Below are 21,624 nucleotides of genomic sequence, written 5' to 3' on the forward strand. Positions count from 1 at the left end.
CGGGTTCCGGGCGTTCCAGGGTCTGGGCGCCGGCGGTCTGATGTCGCTGGCCATGACCATCGTGGGCGATATCGTCCCGCCGCGTGAACGGGCCCGCTACCAGGGCTATTTCATGATGGTGTTCGGCACCTCGACCGTACTCGGCCCGGTGCTCGGCGGTCTGTTCTCCGATTACGACACGCTGTGGGGTATCGACGGCTGGCGCTGGGTGTTCCTGGTGAACGTCCCGATCGGTGTCATCGCGCTGGCCGTGGTCGCGAAGGTGCTCAACGTCCCGCATCAGCGGCAGAAACTGAATGTCGACTGGTGGGGCGCGATCGCGCTGGCGATCTGTGTGGTGCCGCTGCTGATCGTGGCCGAACAGGGCCGCACCTGGGGCTGGGGTTCCGGTAACTCGGTGATCTGCTACGCCATCGGCGCGGTGGGCCTGGTGCTGTTCATCGGTGTGGAATACCTGATGAAGGACTCCGCCCTGATTCCGCTGCGGCTGTTCAAGAATTCCACCTTCTCGGTCGTGATGATCGGTGGATTCATCGTCGGTATCGCGATGTTCGGCGCGATCAGCATGGTGCCGCTGTATCTGCAGGTCGTGCGCGGCTATTCGCCGACCGAGGCGGGTCTGCTGATGCTGCCGCTGGTGCTCGGCATCATGATCGGCTCGATGATCTCCGGCCAGGTCGTCAAGCGCACCGGCCGCTACAAGATTCTGCCCGTGGTCGGCACCTTCCTGGTGACCGTCGGCGCGCTGCTCTACGCCCAGTTGCACTTCGACAGCGCGATGTGGCAGGTGCTCGCGATCGGCGCGCTGGTCGGTCTGGGCTTGGGCTGCTGTATGCAGACGTTGATCATCGCGGCGCAGAATGCCGGTCCGCGGTCGGATATGGGTGTGTCGACGGCGTCGGCGACCTTCTTCCGGCAGGTCGGCGGCACGCTGGGGGTCGCGGTCTTCCTGACGATTCTGTTCAACCTGTTGCCGCACAAGATCACCGACGCCTTCGGCGGTCATCTGCCGCCCGGACTGGACGCCGGCAAGCTGAACCAGCTGCAGGCCAACACCGCCGGAATCGGCGCGCTCCCGCAGCAGATCAAGGATCCGATCCTGATCGGGTTCACCAACTCGATGCACGGCGTGTTCTACGCCGCGGCGGGCGTGGCCCTGCTGGCCTGCATCGTCATGATGTTCATGAAAGAGATTCCGCTGCAGGATGCTTCGGCGCCCGCCCCGGCGCCGAAGGATCCGGTCGAGGCGGCCGAAGCCGAGTGGGCCGACAACCAGGTATGGGAGGGTGCCGCCCAGGCGCTCTCCGAGCCCGAACCGGTTCTCGCCGCCGCGGCGGCGGGTCGGCATGCCGCGGCCAATGGGCACGAATCACATCGAATTGCGGAGGTTTCGGCGATGACAAACACTCCTGTCGTCAACTCCCACGGCAGCGGCCACGCCATCGGCGGGCAGGTGCAGCGGGCCGACGGCCGACCGGTCGCGGGCGCCGCGCTGACACTGATCGACCAACGCGGACATCAGGTTTCGCGTTCGACCGGCGACAGCGGCGGCCGCTATTCGATCGAGCCGCCCGGCGCGGGTAACTACGTGCTGATCGTCTCGGCGAACGGTCATCAGCCGGCCGCGGTGAATGTCACCGCCGACGGACGCACCCAGCGTCTCGATCTGACCCTGCAGGGTTCGGGCGAGTTGTCGGGTACGGTCCGGACCGCCGTCGCCGGACAGCCGCTCGCCGGTGCGACCGTGACCCTCACCGATCTGCGTGGTGAGGTGGTCGGCGCGGCCGTCACCGACGCGTCCGGCAACTACCTCTGCCACGGTGTGGTCTCGGGGACCTACACCCTGGTGGCGGTGGCCGAACACATGCGCCCGAGCGCGACCGCGCTTGTCGTGCCCGACAGTGGCCTGCTGTACCACGACATCGAGCTCTCGCCGATGGCGGTGCTGACCGGAACCGTGCTCGCCGACGGCGGTGCGGTGCTGGACGCGGAGGTCACGGTGCTGGATCGCTCCGGAACCCCGATCGGGACCACTCGCACCGACGAGAACGGCCAGTACGTCCTGACCGATCTCAGCGAGGGGGAGTACACGGTGGTCGCGCGCGGTTATCCGCCGGTGACCAGCCGGGTCACCGTCGGCGGCGGCGAGGTCGAGCACGATGTCCGGCTGGGTTACGACGACGGTGACGAGGGCGATCGCCCGGCCGCCGAGCCCACCGGAGTCGCCGGCACGAACGGTGTCGCGACGAACGGAGAACGGAACGGGGTGCGGCACAATGGTGTCGAACCCAGTGGTGTCGATCAGAACACGGAGCTGTCATGAGCGGTTTGACCGCACAGGTTCGCAATTCCGATGGCTGGCCGGTGCCGGGTGCGCTGCTGACCGTGACCGATCTGACCGGTCGCCAGCTCGCCCGGGCGGTGGCCGACGAGACCGGGGCCGCGGCCACCGAGCCGCTGCCCGCCGGTATGCACACCGCGGTGGTGACCGCCCCCGGCTACCAGCCGGTGGCACAGATCGCGCGCATATCCGCTTCCGGCAGTGGGCAATTGGGTGCGGTGGCGTTGCAGTCGGAGGCGAGCTCCGTCGGCACGCCGGCGCCCGGCCCGTGGACCATCGACCCGGTGCATTCCACGGTCGTGGCCACCGCCCGCCACCTCGGTATCGCGAGTATCAAGGCGCGCTTCGCCGAGGTGGGCGGCCGGCTGGACGTGGCCCGGAACTTCGAGCAGACAACCGGATTCGCCGAGATCAAGGCGGCCAGCATCGATACCGGAATCGGGATGCGCGACGATCATCTGCGCTCGGCCGACTTCCTCGATGTCGAGAGCTATCCGCTGATCGGCTTCACCGGAACCGGTTTGCGGCGCACCGGCGCCGATACCTGGGTGATGCCCGGTGAATTGGAGTTGCACGGACAGCGCCGCCCGGTGGAGCTGGATCTGACCTACGGCGGTTCGGGGCCCGACCCGTGGGGCGGGGTGCGCGCCGCCTTCCATGCCGAAACCCATTTGCACCGTAACGATTTCGCGATCGACTACAACGCCGTCGTACGCGCCGGCGTCGCCGCGGTGGGCACCACGGTGAAGGTCGAGCTGGATATCGAGCTGGTGCAGGGAGATTCGCTGCCGCAGATGTAGCGGGCGGGCCGGCCGGGGGCCGGTCAGCTCGCGTGGCGTTCCGGGACGACCCAGATGCGCTGCACCGCGGGGAACTCCGTGGTGTCGGCGCTGGGGTCGACCTCGATCTCGGGGTCGAATTCCGGATACCAACGCGTCATGCCCGCAAGGGAATTCGCCGCACTGGGAATGTCCAGTTGCAGCTCGATGGTGTCGGTGAACGGGTCGATCACCGCGGCGTGGCGGGCCGGCTCCGGCGCCGCGTGGCGCGGGCGAAACCGTAGCCGATCGATGAAGTCATCGACGGAGGTGTATCCGGCCTCGTAGATCTCGGCCAGCAATCGTTCGGCGGGCGACGGGGCGTGGGATCCGCGCATACTGTCCCTCGATTTATCGATGTTTCACACTACGGTGTTGTTCAGGGGCGATGGGGGCTGTCGGGGACGCAGCCCCCATCTGACCTGATATTGCGACAGCAGGACGCTGTGGGCATGGCGACCCGCTCTGCAAGCCCCGAGCTATCGAGGCAGTCCGAGCCTAAGCCACTTCGTGGCAACCGCACGGCATTTCGGGGGAAACTTCACTGATTCGCAGACGCGAAATTCGTTGCGCCAGGCCGTACCAGACGGTCGTATTGAATCGCCCACCACACCTGTGCGCCGGTGTGGGCCCGGCGCAGATCGCACCCGGTCAGCTCCTCGAAACGAGCGATGCGATAGCGGACCGTATTCGGATGCACGATCAGCCGCTGGGCGGTTGCCTCGATGCGCATACCGGTGTCGAGATATGCGGTGACGGTATCGATCAGCGTCGTCGCGGAGCCGCTGCTGCCCAGCGGCGCGAGATACCGGCGCGCGAGTTCGGCGCCCAGTTCGGGATCGGCCGCGACCCCGGGCAGCAGGCCGAGACCGTCGAATTCGCAGGTGCCGGTGTGGCTGAGAGCGGCTGCGGTGGCCAGGGCGCGGCCCGCCAGCCGGAACGAGCGCGGGGCCTCGGCGAGCGGGCGCGGCGGCCCGAACGCCAGCAGTGCCGTACCCGGGAGGTGGATCGTGCGATCGGTGAATCCGGCGTAATCCCCGTCGATCACGGTGCGGAAGGCGTAGTCGGCGCCCTGGGGCCGCAGCAGACGGTCGAATTCGGCCGGCGGCGCGGCGTCGGCGCGGGCGCGAAAGGCTCGGTATTCGGCGGCGGCGCGCAGGCCGTAGCGCTGGATGCCCAGCGTCAGTTCGGTGGCCGAGATCGTGCCGGCCAGCACCGCCCGGGTGAATTCCGCGCGCTGGATGCGGTCGTGGCCGGCCCGGGTGCGCTCGACCTCGTGGTGGGCGTCGGAGAAGGAGGTCGCGGCCTCGTCGACCAGGCGCAGCAGGTCCCTGGTGATCTCGAACAGCACCGCGTCGTCGGCGCCGCATTCGGCCGCGACCGCGCTCAAGGTCTCGAGATGCAGCCGTTCGGCCAGGCGCCAAGCTCGCAGCAGCGCTTCCATCGACACGTCCTGAGTGGCGCGGATGCGGCCGTAGTCGGTCATCCGGGCGCCCTCGGGCGGCTCGATATCGGCAGTACCGGCGAGGGAGGCGAACAACCGGTCCATGATCGCCGTCGTCGTCGGGAGCAGATCGGCCGCCTCGATCGTGCGGTAGTCCGGAATCTCGGCACGGGCCCGGTCGACGATGCGGGCGGCGAGGGCGTCGCGCTCCGCCCGCATCCGCACCAGCAAGCGCTGCCGCGGGGAACTCGGGACCTCGGACGATTCGCTCATGACAGGCCCGAGGATACGACGCGACTTTGGAGAAACCAACAAAACGCGGCCCCCGAACTTCGACACGGACTCCATGGCCGCCCAGCCTGTGGCCTACGACACTCAACGGTGTTCCACGCGCATGAGCGAAGCGAAGGCAGAAAGCAGAGACCATGTATCTGACTCAGGGCCTGCACCGGGCCGTCCAGCAGAACCCCGACGGGGTCATGTCGATCTGCGGGGATCGCACCCGCACCTTCGCCGAGGGCGCCGATCGGGTGGCGCGGCTCGCCGGGGCGTTGCGGCAGCTGGGCGTCGGTGAGGGCGATCGGGTCGCGATTCTGGCGCTCAACAGTGACCGGTATCTGGAGTACGTGCTGGCGGTGCCGTGGGCCGGGGCAGCGCTGAATCCGGTCAACATTCGCTGGAGTCCGGCCGAAATCGCCTATTCGCTGGAGGATTCCGGGACCGCGGTCCTGCTGGTCGACGATGTCTTCGCCGCGATGGTGCCGGCCCTGCGGGCAGCCGCGCCGGTGCTGCGCACCGTGATCCACTGCGGGGACGGTCCCGCGCCCGACGGCATGCTGTCGTACGAGGAACTGATCGCGGGCGCCGACCCGGTCGAGGACGCTCGCCGCGGTGGTGACGCCCCGGCCGGAATCTTCTATACCGGCGGCACCACCGGGCACCCCAAGGGCGTCGTGCTCAGCCATGCCGGGCTGCAGATCTCGGGCCTGGGCAGCTTGTCGACCGGATATCTGGCGCAGCCGGGAGCCCGGTATCTGCATGCCGCGCCGATGTTCCATCTGGCCGACCTGGCCGGTTGTGTCACCCAGATCATGATGGGCGGCGCCCAGGTGATGGTTCCGGCCTTCGACCCCGTCGCGGTGATGACAGCGATTGCCGAGCACCAGGTTACGGATACGCTGCTGGTGCCGGTGATGATCCAGATGATCGTCGACCACCCGCGGGTGAGCGAGTTCGATCTGTCCAGTGTGCGCGGCATCGTGTACGGGGCCTCCCCGATCGCGCAGGCCGTGCTCGAGCGCGCCATGCGCGCGTTCCCGCAGGCGCGTTTCGCCCAGGCCTACGGGATGACCGAATTGTCGCCCGTGGCAACGCTGCTCGGTCCCGACGACCATCTGGCCGGACGGTTGCGTTCGGCGGGCCGCGCGGCTCCGCACGCCGAGGTGCGCATCGCCGATGCCGAGGACAACGAGGTGCCGCGCGGGACCGTCGGCGAGATCCTGGTGCGCGGCGGCCACGTGATGCTCGGGTACTGGAACCGGCCCGAGGAGACCGCGGCGGCGCTCCGCGGCGGCTGGATGCACACCGGCGACGGCGGTTATATGGACGAGGAGGGCTATGTCTACATTGTCGACCGGATGAAGGACATGATCGTCAGCGGTGGCGAGAACGTGTATTCCGCCGAGGTGGAGAACGCGGTCTCCGCACATCCGTCGGTGGCGGCGTGCGCGGTGATCGGTGTCCCGGACGAGGAGTGGGGCGAGCGGGTGCACGCGGTGATCGTGTGCCATGCCGGCACCACCGTCACCGTCGAGGAGATCCGCGACCACGCCAAGCAGTTGATCGCCGGCTACAAGGCGCCGCGCACCATCGAACTGGTCGACGCCCTGCCGGTCTCCGGCGCCGGCAAGATCCTCAAACGTGAACTGCGCAAACAGTATTGGGGCGAGGCGGAGCGGCAGGTGCACTGATCGCGTCAGCGCAGCGGGCCGGCCAGGTGCGGTAGCGCTTCGACGGGATGTGCGGCGCCGGAGATCAGCCGCACCTCCCCGCCGAGCGGTGCGACGTCGGTGCGCACCGGCTTCTCGCGGTAATTATGGACCGCCGAACGCGCGACCGTGACCCGCGGTCGGTTCCGGCACCGGGGCGTGGGTCGAAAATCACTCGGCCACTGGATGTTTCAGCCGATCGGCCGATCGGTGGGCAGGTTGACGTAACTCGGTGCGTTCGGATCCAGGCGCAGATGCTGGGGCTTGAGTTCCGAATCGTTGAGCATCGGACGGAACGGCATGGCCTTGGGCGCGTTGGCCGCGAACAGATCGATACGCAGCCGATGTCCGATCTGGAGCCGCGCCTGGGTCGGGATCACCGCGATGTCGAGGGCCACCGGTTCGCCGGGCGTCACCGGCTGCCGCGCCGCGGCGGTGAGGAGATGGAACGGAACGGTGTAGTCGCCGTTGGCGGATCGGGAGCTGCGGGCATCGTCGACGGCGCGCATGGAGACGGTGAGCTGGCCGGTGGTCAGGGCCGTGGAGGTGCCGTCGGGTGCGACGTCGTTGACGGTGGCGCTCCAGAATCCGTCGGTGGCGTCCTGCACGGTCTCGAGGTGGATGTCGATCGGCCCGGAGATGGCGGTCGGCGCGGACACGGGGGCGCTGGTGAAGGTCAGCGCATCGTGTTCGGCCACCCGGGAGTCCTTGGCGCAGGTGTCGAGCATCGCGGCCGAACCGGCCGAACCCTGGGCCGCGTCCCGCGAGCAGAGGGTCGCGAGCCCCGGCGCCACGGTGAGTGCGGAGACCTCGGCCGGCGGCTGGGCGCTCAACGAGCCGTCGTGCACCGCGGAATCGGTGGTTCCGCTGGGCGCGGCGGTCAGGTAGATCCGGCGGTGGTCGGCTCCGGGCTGCGGATACTGCGGCAGTGTCACCCAGCCGCCGCCCTGTTCCTTCAGCACGATGGGGCCGTAGCCGTCGATACCGTTGTCGATGTCCTTGAGCCACTTGTCGAACCACGCTCGCTGCAGCACCTCGAGCCGCGGCGGGGCGCCGGGTACGCCGGTGCCGGCGCCGGGATTGGCGTGATAGGTGTCGCCGACCACGAGTTGCTTGCGCCCGGCCGGCAGCGGGATGGCCTGATAGATCTTGGTGGCGCTGTTGGCGAAGATATCGTGCCAGCCGCCGTAGACGAAGGTGGGCACGGTGACTCGTTCCGGATGGCCGGTGAGGGCTTGGCGGAAATCGCTGCCGGAGTCGAGCGCGTCCGACAGGGCGGGCGGCATATCGTCCATCGACGGCGTCAGCAGGGCCTGCGCGAGCAGATCGACATTGGTGGCCGGATCCGCCACCCGGGCGGCGAGCCATTTCCAGTCGAAGGTTCCGTCGAAGATCGACTTCACGTCGGGGATCAGCTTGAGCTGATTGACCGTCTGGAGCCACATCGGCAGGAAGGTGGTGCCGACGCCGCCGCCCGGCGCCACCACATCGCGCATGAGATCGCTGCCGGGGACCACCGGGAAGATGGCGCGCAGCGCGGCCGGGGCATCCTCTGCCGCGCGCAGCTGGTTGATGGCCGCGTACGAGCCGCCGCTCATCGCCACCTTGCCGTTCGAGAACGGTTGTGCCGCAGCCCAATCGATCACCTCGCGGGTATCGAGCTGTTCGCGCGCGCCCAGGGTCTCCCAATTGCCCTGGGACTGTCCGGTGCCGCGCACATCGGCGACCACCAGCGTGTAGCCGCTGCGGATCAGATTGCGGTCCAAGCCGAGGACGGTCGGCACGGTGCCGCCGTCGAGCGCGTGCAGCAGATCGCCGAAGCTGCTGATCGGGGTGCCGGAGAGATTGATCTGCCGCACCAGCGACATCACCAGTGGCTGCAGTTGCGGATTCTCCACCGCCGAGCCGACCAGATCGGTCATCAGCTTGGTGTAGGGCGTGAGATTGACGATGGTCGGCAGTGGCTGGGCGACCACGGCGCCGGAGGCGTCGACCGGCCGGTAGACGTCGGCCTTCAACAGCACCCCGTCGCTCATCCGGATCGTCACATCGGAATCCACGTGGACGTCGGGATATTGCTGCGGACCGTCGTGCACGGCGGTCCACTGATCCTCCCGGCCGGCGAGACTGGGGGCGCCGGAGTGCGGTAGGCCGCCGAAGAGCGCGGTGGCGGTCGCGGAAATCCCCACTGCCGCAACGGCAATCAGGGTTCGGACGGGCACGACGGGTTTGCGCGATCGCAGCTGCCCGAACATCACGCCCCTTCTCGGTTGAGTTTTCGCGCACGACTGGGCCGGTCATCGACGATAGCAATGCGCTACCGGGAAAGCCGGTAGCGCGGCCCTGGTGTCGCGCGCGGAACTCAGTCGCCGAGCCGGACCGGGAACTGTGCCACATCGTTCTGCGTCAGCACGGGAAGGTTGTGAATCTCCTCCACGGGTACGGCCAGGGACAGCTGCGGGAATCGTTCGAACAGCGCGGGCAGCGCGATCGCGGCTTCCAGCCGCGCGAGTGCGGCACCCGGGCAGATGTGCGGGCCGTGACCGAAACTGATGTGCCGCTTGGCCGTCGGCCGGGTGATGTCGAATTCACCGGCATCGGCGCCGTGCACCGTGGTGTCGCGGCCGATGGCCCGATACGACATGACCACGCCCTCACCGCGTTCGATGACGGTGTCGCCGACGGTGATGTCCTCGGTCGCGAACCGCATCAGCAGATGTGTCACCGGGCCGTCCCAGCGCAGCGTCTCCTCGATCGCGGTCTCCCAGTCGATCTGCCCCGATCGCACCAGCGCGAACTGGTCCGGATGGGTGAGCAGGGCGCGCACAGTGGTGAGGATCAGCGACACCGTGGTCTCGTGCCCGGCGGCGACCAGCGCCTGCAGATTGCCGACCACCTCGGCCTCGCTGAGCGGTTCGCCGCCGTCGGTGGCGAGGATCAGCGCGCTGGTCAGGTCGTCGGCCGGGTCGGCGGCCTTCTCGCGCACCATCTCGGTGAAGTACTCACCCATCCGCTCGATCACGGCGAGCCGCTCGTCCTGCGGGGTGAGCAGGGAGAAGAACGCCTTGTACCAGTCGAGCAGCATCGGATGGTCGGCGTGGTCGACGCCCATCAGCTCGCTGATCACGCGCATCGGCAGCGGATAGGCGAAGACCGATTTCAGGTCGACCGTGCCGTCGCCGGAGGCGGCGGCGAGATCGTCGAGGAGTGCGGCGACCGTCGCTTCGATGAACGGGCGCAGAGCGGTGAGGCGGCGCGCGGTCAGTGCCTGGGTGGTCTTGATCCGCAGGCGGCGGTGTTCGGGGCCGTCGACGGTGAACATCGAGACCCCGACATCGATCATGCCGATCAGCGGCCACTGCCGGGTGACCACGCCGTCGCGCCACAGCGACCAGGAGTTGATGTCCTTGACCAGCCGCGGGTCGATGAGCAACTGCCGGGCCAGGGTATGGCCGGTGACGGTCCACGCCGGGACACCCAGCAGTTCGATGCGGGTCAGCTGACCGGCGTCGCGTAATCGGGCGGTTTCCCCGGCGAGGTCGCCGACCATCGGATCGATCACGAGCGGTGCGGCATGCGGGCAACTGGCATTCACGGGGTACCTCCCACGGTACGAACGGGTGTGAAGGTGACCGGCAGCGACGTCATTCCGCGCAGGAACGGCGACGGCCGGCGAGTCAGTTCGGTGGCGGCGACCGCGAGGTCGAGATCCGGCAGCCGATCGAGCAGCACTTCGATCCCGGTGCGCGCGATGATCTCCGCGATCTGCTGGGCCGGGAAGGGACAGCGGTATTCGCCGTAGCTGAACGCGAAATGCGCGCTGTTGCCGCTGTGCGCGGGGGCGAGCGATTCGGAAAGGTCCTGGCGCACATGCGGATCGGCGTTCGCACCGGCGAGGCCGAGCAGCAGCATATCGCCGCGCCGGATGGTCTTGTCGGCCAGCCGGGTGTCGCGCGAGGCCCAGCGCCCGGCCAGGATCTGGGTGGGGGTGTCCTCCCACAGCACCTCGTTCATCGCCTGGCCGATGCTGTGCCGGCCGCCGCCGAGCGCGGCGGCGAAACGGTCGTCGGTGAGCATCAGCCGCACCGAATTCCCCAGCCAGTCGCTGGTCGGCAGCTGGCCCGCGGCGGTGACGGCCATCAGGTCCAGGGCGTATTCCTCGTCGCTGAACCGTTGGGGCGAATGCAGCATCCGCGAGGTCAGATCATCGCCCGGGCGCGCCTTCTTCATCGCGACGAGTCGCTGCATATGGTCGGCGAACCGGCCGTAGGCCGCCTGTGCCTCGGCGCCGCCGTCGGCCAGCGTCTTCATCGTCCAGGCCAGATCCGCGCCCTGGTCGTCGGGGAATCCGATCACCCACGCCAAAGCCAGTACCGGCAGCGGTTCGGCGTATTCCGCGATCAGATCGGCGTGGCCGCGCCCGCAGAAGTGGTCGATCAGCCGATCCGCCAGATCCTCGCAGGCCCTGCGCAATCCGAACGGGTCGACCTGCTCGAGCGCGGGCTCGACCATCGCCAGATGCCGCAGATGTTCGGCTCCGGCGGTGAAATAGATCGAGGGCATCGGACGGCCGACCATCGGCAGCAGCGGCCAGTCCTCCGGGATGTTCGGCCACTGGTTCCAGCACGCGACGTCGCGCGGGAACAGTTCTCCGTCGCTGGTGACTTGGTGCACTTCGCGGTAGCCGATCACCAGCCAGGCCGGAATCCCGCCGGGCAATTCCACCGAGACCACCGGGCCGTGGGCGCGGCGCATCTCCCGGTACAACTCCTGCGGGTCGGTGTGGAAACGCGGTCCGCTCAACGGAACCGGAGCGGCGGGCGACACCGGGCAACCGCCGGTGGTGAGGCCGGGCTGCGGCCCGTTCATCGGGCGGATCCCCGGGCGGCGGCCCGTAGACCGGCGGCGTGCAGATGTTCGACGAGGGCGATCAGCACCCGCTTGCCCGAATCCCGCGAGCGCGCATCGCATGCCACCATCGGCACGTGCGGATCCAGATCCAGTGCCGCGCGCAGTTGGGTGTCGTCGTGGCCCGTGGGCCCGAAGATGTTGCACGCCACCACGAACGGCGTCTGCTGATGTTCGAGCCGGTCGATCGCATACCAGGAATCGGTGATCCGGCGCGGGTCGACCAGCACGATCGCGCCCAGCGCGCCGGTGAACAGCCGGTCCCACAGAAACCAGAAGCGCTCCTGTCCGGGAGCCCCGAACAGATACAGGACGTGTTCGGCGTCGATGGTGATGCGGCCGAAGTCGAAGGCGACCGTGGTGGTGGATTTGGCCGGTGCGCCGGTGGGATCGTCGATGCCGATGCCCAGCGAGGTCATCGTGGCTTCGGTGTCGAGCGGCCGGATCTCACTGACCGCGCGGACCATGGTGGTCTTGCCGACGCCGAAACCGCCGACGATGACGACCTTGAGCCCGTGCCGGACGGTATCGGCCAGCGGGGCCTGGGCCCGGGCGGGACGGTCGCCGAATCCGGTGCGGAGCGGATCAGAGGTTGCGGAGTCCAACGAGCACCTTCTCCAGTATTTCGGTGTCGGGCAGGGCTTTCCACGGCTCCCAGGCAGGGGCGGAACGCGGGTGGCGCACGGTGATCTTGCCGGCGTCGAGCAGGTCGGCCAGCAGGACCATCGTGATGCCGACCGGCAGCCGCAGTTCGGCGGCGATCTCGACCACGGCCGTCGGCGCCCGGCAGATCTCGAGGATCGCGACCTGCTCGGACTGCATCCCGGGGACCGGAGCCGATTCGGCCACCACGAGCGTCACCAGATCGAAGGCGTCGGTATCGGGGTGGCTGCGCCCGCCGGTGAGGGTGTAGAGCCGGTCGGGGGTGTCGTCGCGGCCCGGCCTGGTCATCGCGGCCGCCTCACGGGCGGGGGCCGCGCGGCGCGGCGGACAGGTGTTCGCCGAGCTGTTCGACCAGTTCGCTCATGTTGTGGCCGACCAGCCCGGCGTCGGCCTCGGCATCGGCGACGACCGCGATGTGGGCTCCCAGCCCGGCTTCGACGATGAACAGGATGCCGCCGTAGAACTCCGTCATCGACTGCCGTACGCCACTGCGCCCGTCGCCGAATTCGACCGAGGCGCCGTGCGAGAGGCTCTGGATGCCGGCCGCGATCGCGGCCAGTTGATCGGCCTTGTCCACCGACAGTTCCGGGGTGTGGCAGATCTTGAGACCGTCGCTGGACAGCAGCAGGGCGTGCCGGCTGTGCGGGGTGCGGGCCAGCAGCTGGTCGAGTAGCCAATCCAGGTGTGCCGGTACGGAAGTGGTCACCGATCGTTCTCCAGGGCAATCGAAGGGGAGGGGGAATCCGGGGCCGAGACCGCACGCTGGAAGGCGCCCAGGGCCGAGGGGCGCGCCGGCGGATAGGCGGAATTCTCGGCGGCGGTGGTGCGCAGACCGTCGGGATGCACGGCGGCGAGAGTGCTGCCGCGGCGGCGCTTCGGCAGTGGCTCGGCCGGCTGTTCCGTGTTCGGTGCGAGCGGATTCGGTGCGCGGTCGCCGGCCAGGGGCGGTCCGAATGGAGTCGCGGGTGCGGCCGGGGTCACCGATCGCGGCGCGGGCGGCAGTTCGATCGTCGCGGTGGAGCCGGGGGAGCGGTCCAGACGGGTGGTCAGATCGCGCGGAACGACCACGACGACCGCCGTGCCGCCGATCGCCGACGGGCGGTACGACACGGTCAGCGCGTGTTTGCGGGCCAGATTGCCGACCACCGCGAGCCCGAGCCGGGTACCGGTCAGCGACGACAGATCGGTATCGGCTCCGCGGCCCGCCACGGTGCCCGAGACCGCCTGTTCGGCGCGGCGCAGGGCGGTTTCGCTCATCACGAGTCCGCTGTCCTCGATGGTGACGACGACGCCGGCCGGCACTTCGGCGGCATAGACGTGGACTTCGGTCGTGGGCGGGGAGAAGTTGCACGCGTTGTCGATCAGCTCGGCCAGCGCGTGCATGACTCCCTCGGCGGCATGACCGGCGATCGCGATTTCGGCGACCGCGCGCAGGCGCACCCGGCGGTACCCCGCGACGCGACCCATGGCGCCGCGCAGAATCGATTCCATCGCAATGGGTTTCGCCCATCGGCGGCCCGAGCGGGCGCCACTGAGCACCGCGATACTGTCGGCCAGGCGTCCGGCCTGTGCGGTGCGATGATCGAGAGTCAGCAGATCGGCCAGCACCGACGGATCGGCGTGCCGATGTTCCATCTCGCGCAGTTCGGCCAGCATCGAGGTGGTCATGGCCTGCATGCGCCCGGCCGCGCCGGCGAACGCCGCCATCGCGGCCACCCGGCGGTTCTCGCTACCGTTCGCCTCCCGCCCCGCCGCGGTCGCGGTGTCGTGCGCGGCGGCCAGGCGCGCCTCGCTCTCGGCGACGTAGGTGGCGGCGGCACGCTGGGCCCGGTCGTTCGCGTCGCGATAGCGAAGGGCCTGGTCGCGGTAGTGCGCGGCGCATCCCGACGTCACGGCGAGGATCAGCCCCGTGGCGCCGGCGGCGATGGCGAATGCCACCCGTCCGGTATCGGGCGCGTATCGGAGTACGGCGAGGCAGGCCACGGCGCCGGTGAGGACGCAGATCGTGGCGGGAAGGAGGAAAGCCGGTAGCCGTCGCGGTGGCCGGGATGGGGCGCCGGAAGGAGACTGCTGTGTATTCACTGAATAGATCACTATCGATACTTCCGGATCCACATCCACCCGTGCGGAGACGGCACGTTCCCCCACCTTCCGCTGTGCACGGCTGGCTCGAATATGCGGACCGCCAGACGATTTCGAAATTCGCGCACGAGCATAACGCCGACCTCGAGGGTGCGCTACCCGAAGTGTTCGCGCCGTCCGGCGGCTTCGAAATGGAAGTTTCACGGCGAGTTTTCGAAATGAAGGAATGTGGTGCCGAGTGGTCCGTTTTCGTGAAAACGCTGCTCGGCGAGCATGTTCGAAAATACTGGCGAATACGTCGGGCGATCGATCGACATGATCACGAACAGAAAACGTTGCGGCGCAGTATCTTTCGGCAATTTAGTGAACATCGTTCATTTCACCCTGAGCAGTGCCTTTCTTCGCGGGGTCGGGTGTCCGGTGAGCGGGAGTGCGCGCCGGACCGAAACGTGTTTCAGTTACCGTCCCGGCATGGCCGCAGAACCGAACGACATCATCGATCCGCACCGCTACGGGCCGTGGGCCGTCATCGCGGGTGGTTCGGAGGGGGTCGGCGCGGAGTTCGCCGACCGGCTCGCCGCCGCGGGGATCAACATCGTGCTGCTGGCGCGGCGGGAGGGCCCGCTGGCCGAGACGGCCGGACGAGTCGCCGCGCGGGGTGTCCAGGTGCGGACGCTGGCGGTGGATCTCACCGCGCCGGACGCGGCCGCCCGGGTGACGACCGCCACCGCCGATGTGGAGGTCGGCCTGCTCGTCTACAACGCGGGGGCCAACACCCACAGCGCCGAATTCCTCGACGGCGACCTCGAGGCGTTCGCCGCCATGAACGCGCTGAACGTCACCGCGCCGCTGGCGCTGGTCCACCATTTCGGGCGCGGTATGCGTGCGCGGGGCCGGGGCGGCATCGTGCTGCTCGGCTCGCTCACCGGATACTGCGGTTCGGCCCGCCACACCGTGTACGGCGGGTCCAAGGCGTATCTGCGGATCTTCGCCGAGAGCTTGTGGCTGGAACTGCGGGAGTACAACGTCGACGTGCTGCATCTGGTACTCGGGGTGACCCGGACGCCGGCGATGGCACGGGCGGGGTTGAATTTCGACATTCCCGGAATGCTCGTGGCCGAACCCGCGGATGTGGCGCGCGAAGGGCTCGAGCAGTTGGCCAACGGGCCGGTGTTCGTCGCGGGCGGCAATGCCGAGACGGCCGCGCGCAGCAGCGGTCCGGATCGGGCGGCGATCGTGCTGAGCGGGCATCGCCGGATGCAGAAATTGATCGGCGCCGAATCGGATCCGCGATGACCGCGCCGTTGCGGCTCGGTCTTTCGTCGCCGATCGTGGTGCGGTTTCCGGGGCAGTATTCGCCGTGGGAGGCCGACGCCGGCATGGAGGAGCTCGCCCGCATCGCCGAGGCCGCCGATCGGCTCGGATTCGACCACCTCACCTGCAGTGAGCACACCGCGGTACCCGCGGCGGTGGCCGCCTCGCGCGGCGCGACCTACTGGGATCCGGTGGCCACACTGTCGTATCTGGCCGCCCGCACCACCCGGATCCGGCTCGCCACCTCGGTGCTGGTGCTGCCGTATCACCACCCGCTCGAGATCGCCAAGCGCTACGGCACCCTGGATCGGATCAGTGGTGGGCGGGTCGTCCTGGGCGTCGGAGTGGGTTCTCTGCGTGCGGAATTCGAGCTGCTGGGCGCGTCGTGGGAGGGGCGCGGAGAGCGGGCCGACGATGCGATCGCCGCGCTGCGTGCCTCCTTCGGTGCGCGCGAACCGCGCTATGCCGGAACGCATTACAGCTTCTCGGAGATGATCGTCGAACCGGCGGGCGTGCAGACTCGCGTGCCGATCTGGGTCGGCGGGCGAACCATGCGCTCGCTGCGGCGTGCGGTCCGCTTCGGCGACGGATGGATGCCGTTCGGATTGCCGATGGCAGAGCTGAAGACGATGCTCTCGCAGGTCGATTCGCCACCCGGCTTCGAGGTCGTACTCCCCACCGGACCGCTCGACCCGCTGGGCGAGCCGGACCGGGTCACGCGGCGGCTCGCGACCCTGGCGGATGCGGGTGCCACACTGGCCGGATGCGCGGTCACCGCGAACTCGGCCGAACATTATTGCGATCAGCTCGCGGCACTGGCCGAACTCGCGAACCGATGAGCCTGATTCGCCGCGCCGCGACCTTGCCCACCGAATCAGCCGACGGACGCCCCGCAGCCTGCGGCGACCGGAATATTCTGTGACACAACGTCGGAGCGGGACTCGAACCGGTGCGAGTGCCGGCGCCGGTACGGAGGAGGACGAGATGGCCGAGACTGAACTGAGGGACATTCTGCGCCGACTGCGGCGGGTCGAGGACGAGCTGGCGATCCTGCGCATCATCGCCTCCTACGGACCGCTCGTGGACGCCGGACAGGCGGAGGCGACGGCCGAATTATGGTGTGCCGACGGCGAATACGACGTCGAGGGCTGGCAGATGCGAGGCCGTGACCAGGTGCGCGCGATGGTGGACTCGTCCGCGCATCAGGCGCTCATCGCGGCGGGGTCGGCGCACTTCCAAGGCCCGGCGCGCATCGATATCGACGGCGACGAGGCGCTCGCGGTGTTCGAATCGCTGCTGGTACACCGCGAATCGGACGGTTACCAGGTCCTGCGCGCGAGTGTGCACCGGCTCGAGCTTCGTCGCGAATCCGACGGCTGGCGTATCGCTCGCCGCACCGGCCGCCTGCTCGACGGCGGTGAACAAGCGCGCGAACTCCTGTCCACCTTCGCGCGTCGACGCGGGGACCGGCCCTCGCCCGATCCTCGCGACTGAGCACCGGTTACCTATCTCCGAATATGACTGTGCTGTAACGGATTACGCGTTGTAGCGGTAGAAGCCCTCGCCGCTGGCCAGGCCGAGCTTGCCCTTGTCGATGTACTGCGACTTCAGCCACTGCGCCAGCTTCTGGCCGTCCTCGCCGCTGTTGACCAGGATGTTGTACGGCGTGGTGAGACCGACGATGTCGAGGATCTGGAACGGGCCCGCGGGTGCGCCGGTGCCGATGCGCCAGGTCTCGTCGACCGCCTTCGGTTCGGCGTAGCCGCCCGCCGCCAGCGCCATCGCCGAGTTGAGGAACGGCACGAGCAGCGAATTGAGGACGTAACCGGCCTTCTCCTTGTGCAATTCGATCGGGACCATGCCGATCGCCTCGGCGAAGCCGACCACGGCCTGATACACCTTCGGATCGGTGTCCTCGGTGCCCATGACCTCGGCGGTGTTGAACTGCCACACCTGATTCGCGAAGTGCAGGGCCAGGAAGCGGTCCGGGCGGCCGGTGGCGTCCTTCATATCGCTGGGCAGCAGCGTCGAGGAGTTGGTGGCGAAGATGGTGTGCTCGGGCGCGAGTTCGCCGAGCCGGCGATAGGTGTCCTGCTTGATCGACAGCACCTCGGGCACCGCCTCGATGATCAGATCCGCGTCCCGCGCGGCCTCGGCGAGATCACTGGTGAGCGTGATGCCCGCCGCGGTGGTCTCGGCCTTGCCGTCGCCCGCGCCCTGCACCTGCTCGCGGTAGGTGGCCGCGAGTTTGTCGAAACGCTCGTGCGCGGCGGTCAGCGCCTCGTCGTTGATGTCGTAGGCGGTCACCTCGAAACCGTGGAAGGCGGTCTGGAAGGCGATCTGGGATCCCAGGACTCCGGTCCCGAGGACGCTCACCTTGCGAATGGTTGCGGACATGTCGACTCCGTTCTGCGGGCCGTGGCCCGCGCTGGTGTTTTCAGATGCCGGAGACCGCGGCGCTGCGGAAACCGGCGACGAGCTGAGCGATCTGGGCGTGCAGATCGGCGATCGGATCGTGGTGGGGATGCACGCCGGTGGACGGGCGCACCAGCGCCATGTGCAGGACCGCGAAGAGACTGCGGCCCGCCACGCGCGCGGCCTCCCGCTGTACGGCGGTGGGCTCGCCGGAGCCCGCGACCGCGGTCAGCAGGATCTCGGCGAGGACCGACTCGAGCCGCGCCACCAACGCCAGGCCCTGTTCCCGATAGGTCTCCTCGGGCGGGCCGAACAGCAATTCGCGCTGGTAGGCGATGGTGTTCTCGGTGTTGCGCGCGGCCGCGACCAGAACCGGCCGCAGCAGCGCCGCGATCGCGCCGACCGGATCGGCGATGTCGCGGGCGCGCCGCGCGCCCGTCTCGAGTGCCGACCGGAAGTCCTCGTTGTAGACCATGAGCAGCAACTGCCCCTTGGACGAGGCGTAGCGGAAGAGGGTGCCCGCGGCGATATCGGCCCGATCGGAGATCTGCTGGGTGGTGACCGCCGCGAACCCGCGTTCGGCAAACAACTGCGCCGCCACCTCGAAGATCCGGCTCTGCTTGGCGCGCATATTGCGGACCCGCCGCCCGACCTGCTGGGTATCTGCCATCCGGCACCTCCCATCGGCCGACAATAATGAGTGCGCTCATTAATGAGCATACTCAGAGCTATCGGATGCGCAACATGTCCAGCATGACGTCGGACATGCTCGCCGGTCCCGGCCTCGTCGCAGGCGTGGCCCGTTCGTGATGACCGGCCCGGCCGCGACAATGGATCGACCGTGGTCGCGGCGACCGCGGCAGCGAAGGAGGGCCACGATGGCCGAATGGGTGACCGCGGAGCGCGAGATCACCGCGAGCGTCGATCTGTGCACACCGCGGGGCCGGCTGAACCCCGACGCGGTGGGCTGGACGCGCCGCCCGCTGCATCGGGCGAATCTGCGCGGCTGGGGTCGCACCAAGCGATGGGAGTACTGGGGCATCGTCACTCCCGATCACATCATCGGAATCGTGCTGACGTCGCTGGATTACGCCGGGCTGCAGGGGGTCTACCTGTTCGATCGGGTGAACGGCACCGAGATCGTCAAGGATGTGGTGACGCCGCTCGCCCGCGGTGTGCACCTTCCCGACCGCAGCGGCGTCGGCGCCGCGTCCGGGCATGCCGGCGAGCTGGTGATCGAATTGCGAAACGATCCGGGCGGCACCAGGATTCACGCCGCCACTGCGCGAATCGATATCGATCTGACGGCCGGGCTGCCGGCCGGACACGAATCGCTGGGTGTCGTGGTGCCGTGGAGTGCGAAGCGCTTCCAGTACACCGTGAAGGATCTCGGCCGCCCGGTTTCGGGCACGCTGACCGTGGACGGCGTCGCCTACGTGATCGACGACGGATTCGCCGTCCTCGATCACGGACGCGGGAAGTGGCCGTACTCGATCGCGTGGAACTGGGCCGCCGGCTGTGGTCCGGAGACGGCGATCCAGCTCGGCGGAATGTGGACCGACGGCACGGGTTCGACCGAGAACGCCCTGTTCGTGCGCGGCCGGTTGCACAAGATCGGCGACGAGCTGGAATGGGTATACGACCGCCGGGATTGGCTGCGGCCGTGGCAGATTCGCGGTCCACGCGTCGCCGTGGAGTTCACTCCCTTCCATGTGCGCGAATCCCGGACGGCGCTGGGGGTGCTGGCCAACGACACTCATCAGTGCTTCGGGCACTTCACCGGGCGCGCCCGCACCGACGAGGGGGATTGGGTGGAGTTCGACGGCCTCACCGGCTGGGCGGAAGAGGCGCGTAACCGCTGGTGATCCGAAACGCCACCTACTCGCACTAGCTATTGCGTTCTTGTCTGGCGGATGTAGCATTATCGAAACCGAGAATGCGATTTCCGTCTGGTGTCGCGACGCAGCGGGGCTCCGGGAGGTGGCGGCATGGCGATAACTCTGCCGGGGTGGTCCCGGGGTATGTCCCGTCGTTCGGCGGGCGGGCTGCAGACCATCGGCGGGCTGTTCGCCATGTCGGCCGACGCGGTGAAATTCGCCTTCCGCCGCCCCTTCCAGACCCGCGAATTCCTGGAGCAATCCTGGTTCGTGGCACGCGTGTCATTGATTCCGACCCTGCTCGTGGCGATTCCGTTCACCGTGCTGGTGAGCTTCACCCTCAACATCCTGCTGCGCGAGCTGGGTGCGGCCGATCTCAGCGGCGCGGGCGCGGCATTCGGCGCGGTCACCCAGGTGGGTCCCATGGTGACCGTGCTGATCGTCGCCGGATCCGGTGCCACCGCGATGTGCGCGGATCTGGGCTCGCGGACCATCCGCGAGGAGATCGACGCCATGGAGGTCCTCGGCATCGATCCGGTGCAGCGACTCGTCACACCACGCATGCTCGCTTCGGGGCTGGTGGCGCTGCTGCTGAACAGTCTGGTCTGCATCATCGGTATCGCCGGTGGTTACGTCTTCTCGGTCTATGTGCAGAACGTCAACCCCGGTGCCTTCGCCAACGGCATCACCTTGCTGACCGGACTGAACGAAGTCGTCATCTCGGCGGTCAAGGCGCTGCTGTTCGGCCTCGTCGCCGGCCTCATCGCGTGTTATCGCGGGCTGATCGTCTCCGGTGGCGCCAAGGCCGTGGGCAATGCGGTGAACGAAACCGTGGTCTACGCCTTCATGGCGCTGTTCGTGATCAATGTCGTCGTGACCGCGATCGGCATCCAGATGACGGCCAGATGAGGGGGAGTGGCTGTGGTACTGGAAGCGAGATATCCGCGTGCCGTGCGGCGGGCACGCCGGCCGGTGAAAAGCCTCGGCAGCATCGGCGATCACACCCTCTTCTATGTGCGCGCGCTGTTCGGCGCGCCGTTCGCCGCGTGGCGCTACAAGAAGGAAACCATCCGGCTCATCGCCGAATTCAGCATGGGCTCGGGCACTTTGGCGGTGTTCGGTGGCACCGTGGTGATCGTCGGATTCCTCACCCTGGCCACCGGCGGCACCCTGGCCGTGCAGGGCTACAGCTCGCTGGGCAATATCGGCATCGAGGCGTTGACCGGATTCCTGTCGGCCTTCATCAATGTGCGCATCTCGGCGCCGGTGGTGGCCGGCATCGGACTGGCGGCGACGTTCGGCGCGGGAGCCACCGCGCAGTTGGGCGCCATGCGGATCAACGAGGAGATCGACGCGCTGGAATCCATCGCGATCGAACCGATCGCGTATCTGGTGGGCACCCGCATCGTGGCCGGAATGATCGCGATCACCCCGCTGTACTCACTGGCGGTGGTGGCGTCGTTCCTCGCCAGCCGGGTCACCACCGTCTTCCTGCTCGGCCAGTCCTCGGGGCTCTACGACCACTACTTCACCACCTTCCTCAATCCGCTCGATCTGGTGTGGTCGTTCGTGCAGGCGATCCTCATGGCGCTCACGATCCTGTTGATACACAGCTATTTCGGGTTCTTCGCCGCCGGTGGGCCCTCCGGCGTGGGTATCGCGGTGGGCAACGCGGTGCGGACCTCGCTGATCGCGGTCGTCTCGGTCACCCTGCTGGTCTCGCTGGCCATCTACGGCTCCAACGGCAACTTCAACCTGTCGGGCTAGGGGAGAA

General features: G+C 68.3%; 21 protein-coding genes. 9 read left to right on the top strand and 12 right to left on the bottom strand.

What is annotated here, in order from left to right:
• On the top strand, positions 1-2,323 hold a 2,323-nt coding region (locus tag NK1_RS30700), incomplete at its 5' end, for an MFS transporter (protein ID WP_157104528.1).
• Entirely contained in the window at positions 2,320-3,141 is an 822-nt protein-coding gene (locus tag NK1_RS30705) for a YceI family protein (RefSeq protein ID WP_036509014.1), read from the top strand. The genes NK1_RS30700 and NK1_RS30705, both read left to right, overlap by 4 nt.
• Before the next feature lie 23 nt (positions 3,142-3,164).
• Here NK1_RS30705 and NK1_RS30710 read toward each other — a convergent pair whose 3' ends face one another.
• Both NK1_RS30710 and NK1_RS30715 read right to left on the bottom strand, forming a co-directional pair.
• Positions 3,165-3,497, bottom strand: coding sequence for a hypothetical protein (locus NK1_RS30710; protein WP_063014403.1), 333 nt, complete (start codon positions 3,495-3,497; stop codon positions 3,165-3,167).
• 203 nt (positions 3,498-3,700) lie between these two features.
• A complete protein-coding gene (locus NK1_RS30715) occupies positions 3,701-4,876 on the bottom strand; it encodes an RsbRD N-terminal domain-containing protein (protein WP_063014404.1) in 1,176 nt (391 codons plus the stop codon).
• Positions 4,877-5,028: 152 nt separating this feature from the next.
• Here NK1_RS30715 and NK1_RS30720 point away from each other — a divergent pair, with 152 nt between their 5' ends.
• Complete coding sequence (locus NK1_RS30720) at positions 5,029-6,573, top strand: long-chain-fatty-acid--CoA ligase (RefSeq protein WP_063014406.1); 1,545 nt, start codon at positions 5,029-5,031, stop codon at positions 6,571-6,573.
• Positions 6,574-6,782: 209 nt separating this feature from the next.
• On the opposite strand, the gene NK1_RS30725 is transcribed toward NK1_RS30720, so the two are convergent.
• From NK1_RS30725 to NK1_RS34830, 8 genes are all read right to left on the bottom strand, one after another.
• Positions 6,783-8,846: a CocE/NonD family hydrolase gene (locus NK1_RS30725; RefSeq protein ID WP_063014408.1), complete on the bottom strand. Its 2,064-nt coding sequence runs from the start codon at positions 8,844-8,846 to the stop codon at positions 6,783-6,785.
• A gap of 107 nt (positions 8,847-8,953) precedes the next feature.
• Positions 8,954-10,186, bottom strand: a complete 1,233-nt coding sequence (locus NK1_RS30730; protein ID WP_063014410.1) for a cytochrome P450 family protein — start codon at positions 10,184-10,186, stop codon at positions 8,954-8,956.
• Positions 10,183-11,460, bottom strand: a complete 1,278-nt coding sequence (locus NK1_RS30735; RefSeq protein WP_063014412.1) for a cytochrome P450 — start codon at positions 11,458-11,460, stop codon at positions 10,183-10,185. Before NK1_RS30735 ends, NK1_RS30730 begins: the two co-directional genes overlap by 4 nt.
• On the bottom strand, positions 11,457-12,035 hold the full coding sequence (locus NK1_RS30740; protein WP_255420437.1) for a GTP-binding protein: 579 nt from the start codon (positions 12,033-12,035) through the stop codon (positions 11,457-11,459). The genes NK1_RS30735 and NK1_RS30740 overlap by 4 nt, the downstream gene beginning before the upstream one ends.
• A 49-nt stretch (positions 12,036-12,084) precedes the next feature.
• The gene (locus NK1_RS30745; RefSeq protein ID WP_063014415.1) at positions 12,085-12,450 is read right to left on the bottom strand and encodes a DUF742 domain-containing protein; all 366 of its coding nucleotides are present in this window, start codon (positions 12,448-12,450) and stop codon (positions 12,085-12,087) included.
• 10 nt (positions 12,451-12,460) lie between these two features.
• On the bottom strand, positions 12,461-12,868 hold the full coding sequence (locus NK1_RS30750) for a roadblock/LC7 domain-containing protein (RefSeq protein ID WP_036506268.1): 408 nt from the start codon (positions 12,866-12,868) through the stop codon (positions 12,461-12,463).
• On the bottom strand, positions 12,865-14,100 hold the full coding sequence (locus NK1_RS30755; protein WP_245660953.1) for an ATP-binding protein: 1,236 nt from the start codon (positions 14,098-14,100) through the stop codon (positions 12,865-12,867). The genes NK1_RS30750 and NK1_RS30755 overlap by 4 nt, the downstream gene beginning before the upstream one ends.
• 344 nt (positions 14,101-14,444) lie before the next feature.
• Positions 14,445-14,615, bottom strand: a complete 171-nt coding sequence (locus NK1_RS34830) for a hypothetical protein (protein WP_157104529.1) — start codon at positions 14,613-14,615, stop codon at positions 14,445-14,447.
• Between the two features lie 121 nt (positions 14,616-14,736).
• Here NK1_RS34830 and NK1_RS30760 point away from each other — a divergent pair, with 121 nt between their 5' ends.
• From NK1_RS30760 to NK1_RS30770, 3 genes are all read left to right on the top strand, one after another.
• Entirely contained in the window at positions 14,737-15,540 is an 804-nt protein-coding gene (locus tag NK1_RS30760) for an SDR family NAD(P)-dependent oxidoreductase (protein ID WP_063014441.1), read from the top strand.
• An 8-nt stretch (positions 15,541-15,548) separates the two neighbouring features.
• A complete protein-coding gene (locus tag NK1_RS30765; protein WP_063014443.1) occupies positions 15,549-16,397 on the top strand; it encodes a TIGR03619 family F420-dependent LLM class oxidoreductase in 849 nt (282 codons plus the stop codon).
• A gap of 145 nt (positions 16,398-16,542) precedes the next feature.
• Entirely contained in the window at positions 16,543-17,052 is a 510-nt protein-coding gene (locus NK1_RS30770; protein WP_063014417.1) for a nuclear transport factor 2 family protein, read from the top strand.
• A 42-nt stretch (positions 17,053-17,094) separates the two neighbouring features.
• Here NK1_RS30770 and NK1_RS30775 read toward each other — a convergent pair whose 3' ends face one another.
• Together NK1_RS30775 and NK1_RS30780 are read right to left on the bottom strand one after the other, a co-directional pair.
• A complete protein-coding gene (locus NK1_RS30775; RefSeq protein ID WP_063014419.1) occupies positions 17,095-17,955 on the bottom strand; it encodes a 3-hydroxyacyl-CoA dehydrogenase in 861 nt (286 codons plus the stop codon).
• Positions 17,956-17,995: 40 nt separating this feature from the next.
• A complete protein-coding gene (locus NK1_RS30780) occupies positions 17,996-18,643 on the bottom strand; it encodes a TetR/AcrR family transcriptional regulator (RefSeq protein ID WP_063014421.1) in 648 nt (215 codons plus the stop codon).
• A 208-nt stretch (positions 18,644-18,851) separates the two neighbouring features.
• On the opposite strand from NK1_RS30780, the gene NK1_RS30785 reads away from it, so the two are divergent.
• The 3 genes from NK1_RS30785 to NK1_RS30795 all read left to right on the top strand — a co-directional run bounded on the left by NK1_RS30785 (position 18,852) and on the right by NK1_RS30795 (position 21,617).
• A complete protein-coding gene (locus NK1_RS30785) occupies positions 18,852-19,838 on the top strand; it encodes a DUF2804 domain-containing protein (RefSeq protein ID WP_218023197.1) in 987 nt (328 codons plus the stop codon).
• A 123-nt stretch (positions 19,839-19,961) separates the two neighbouring features.
• Positions 19,962-20,759: an MlaE family ABC transporter permease gene (locus tag NK1_RS30790; protein ID WP_063014423.1), complete on the top strand. Its 798-nt coding sequence runs from the start codon at positions 19,962-19,964 to the stop codon at positions 20,757-20,759.
• A 12-nt stretch (positions 20,760-20,771) separates the two neighbouring features.
• Positions 20,772-21,617 (top strand): MlaE family ABC transporter permease, encoded by an 846-nt coding sequence (locus NK1_RS30795; protein ID WP_036497687.1) that lies wholly within the window; start codon positions 20,772-20,774, stop codon positions 21,615-21,617.
• Positions 21,618-21,624 lie beyond the last annotated feature (7 nt).

The organism is Nocardia kruczakiae NBRC 101016, from assembly GCF_001612965.1.
GTDB classification, from domain to species: Bacteria; Actinomycetota; Actinomycetes; order Mycobacteriales; family Mycobacteriaceae; genus Nocardia; species Nocardia kruczakiae.

Bases quoted from the DNA above. Each gene is read 5' to 3' on its own strand.
- NK1_RS30705 (WP_036509014.1), top strand. From the start codon at position 2,320: ATGAGCGGTTTGACCGCACAGGTTCGCAATTCCGATGGCTGGCCGGTG.
- NK1_RS30710 (WP_063014403.1), bottom strand. From the start codon at position 3,497: ATGCGCGGATCCCACGCCCCGTCGCCCGCCGAACGATTGCTGGCCGAG.
- NK1_RS30715 (WP_063014404.1), bottom strand. From the start codon at position 4,876: ATGAGCGAATCGTCCGAGGTCCCGAGTTCCCCGCGGCAGCGCTTGCTG.
- NK1_RS30720 (WP_063014406.1), top strand. From the start codon at position 5,029: ATGTATCTGACTCAGGGCCTGCACCGGGCCGTCCAGCAGAACCCCGAC.
- NK1_RS30725 (WP_063014408.1), bottom strand. From the start codon at position 8,846: ATGTTCGGGCAGCTGCGATCGCGCAAACCCGTCGTGCCCGTCCGAACC.
- NK1_RS30735 (WP_063014412.1), bottom strand. From the start codon at position 11,460: ATGAACGGGCCGCAGCCCGGCCTCACCACCGGCGGTTGCCCGGTGTCG.
- NK1_RS30745 (WP_063014415.1), bottom strand. From the start codon at position 12,450: ATGACCAGGCCGGGCCGCGACGACACCCCCGACCGGCTCTACACCCTC.
- NK1_RS34830 (WP_157104529.1), bottom strand. From the start codon at position 14,615: ATGTTCACTAAATTGCCGAAAGATACTGCGCCGCAACGTTTTCTGTTC.
- NK1_RS30770 (WP_063014417.1), top strand. From the start codon at position 16,543: ATGGCCGAGACTGAACTGAGGGACATTCTGCGCCGACTGCGGCGGGTC.
- NK1_RS30775 (WP_063014419.1), bottom strand. From the start codon at position 17,955: ATGTCCGCAACCATTCGCAAGGTGAGCGTCCTCGGGACCGGAGTCCTG.
- NK1_RS30780 (WP_063014421.1), bottom strand. From the start codon at position 18,643: ATGGCAGATACCCAGCAGGTCGGGCGGCGGGTCCGCAATATGCGCGCC.
- NK1_RS30785 (WP_218023197.1), top strand. From the start codon at position 18,852: ATGGCCGAATGGGTGACCGCGGAGCGCGAGATCACCGCGAGCGTCGAT.
- NK1_RS30790 (WP_063014423.1), top strand. From the start codon at position 19,962: ATGGCGATAACTCTGCCGGGGTGGTCCCGGGGTATGTCCCGTCGTTCG.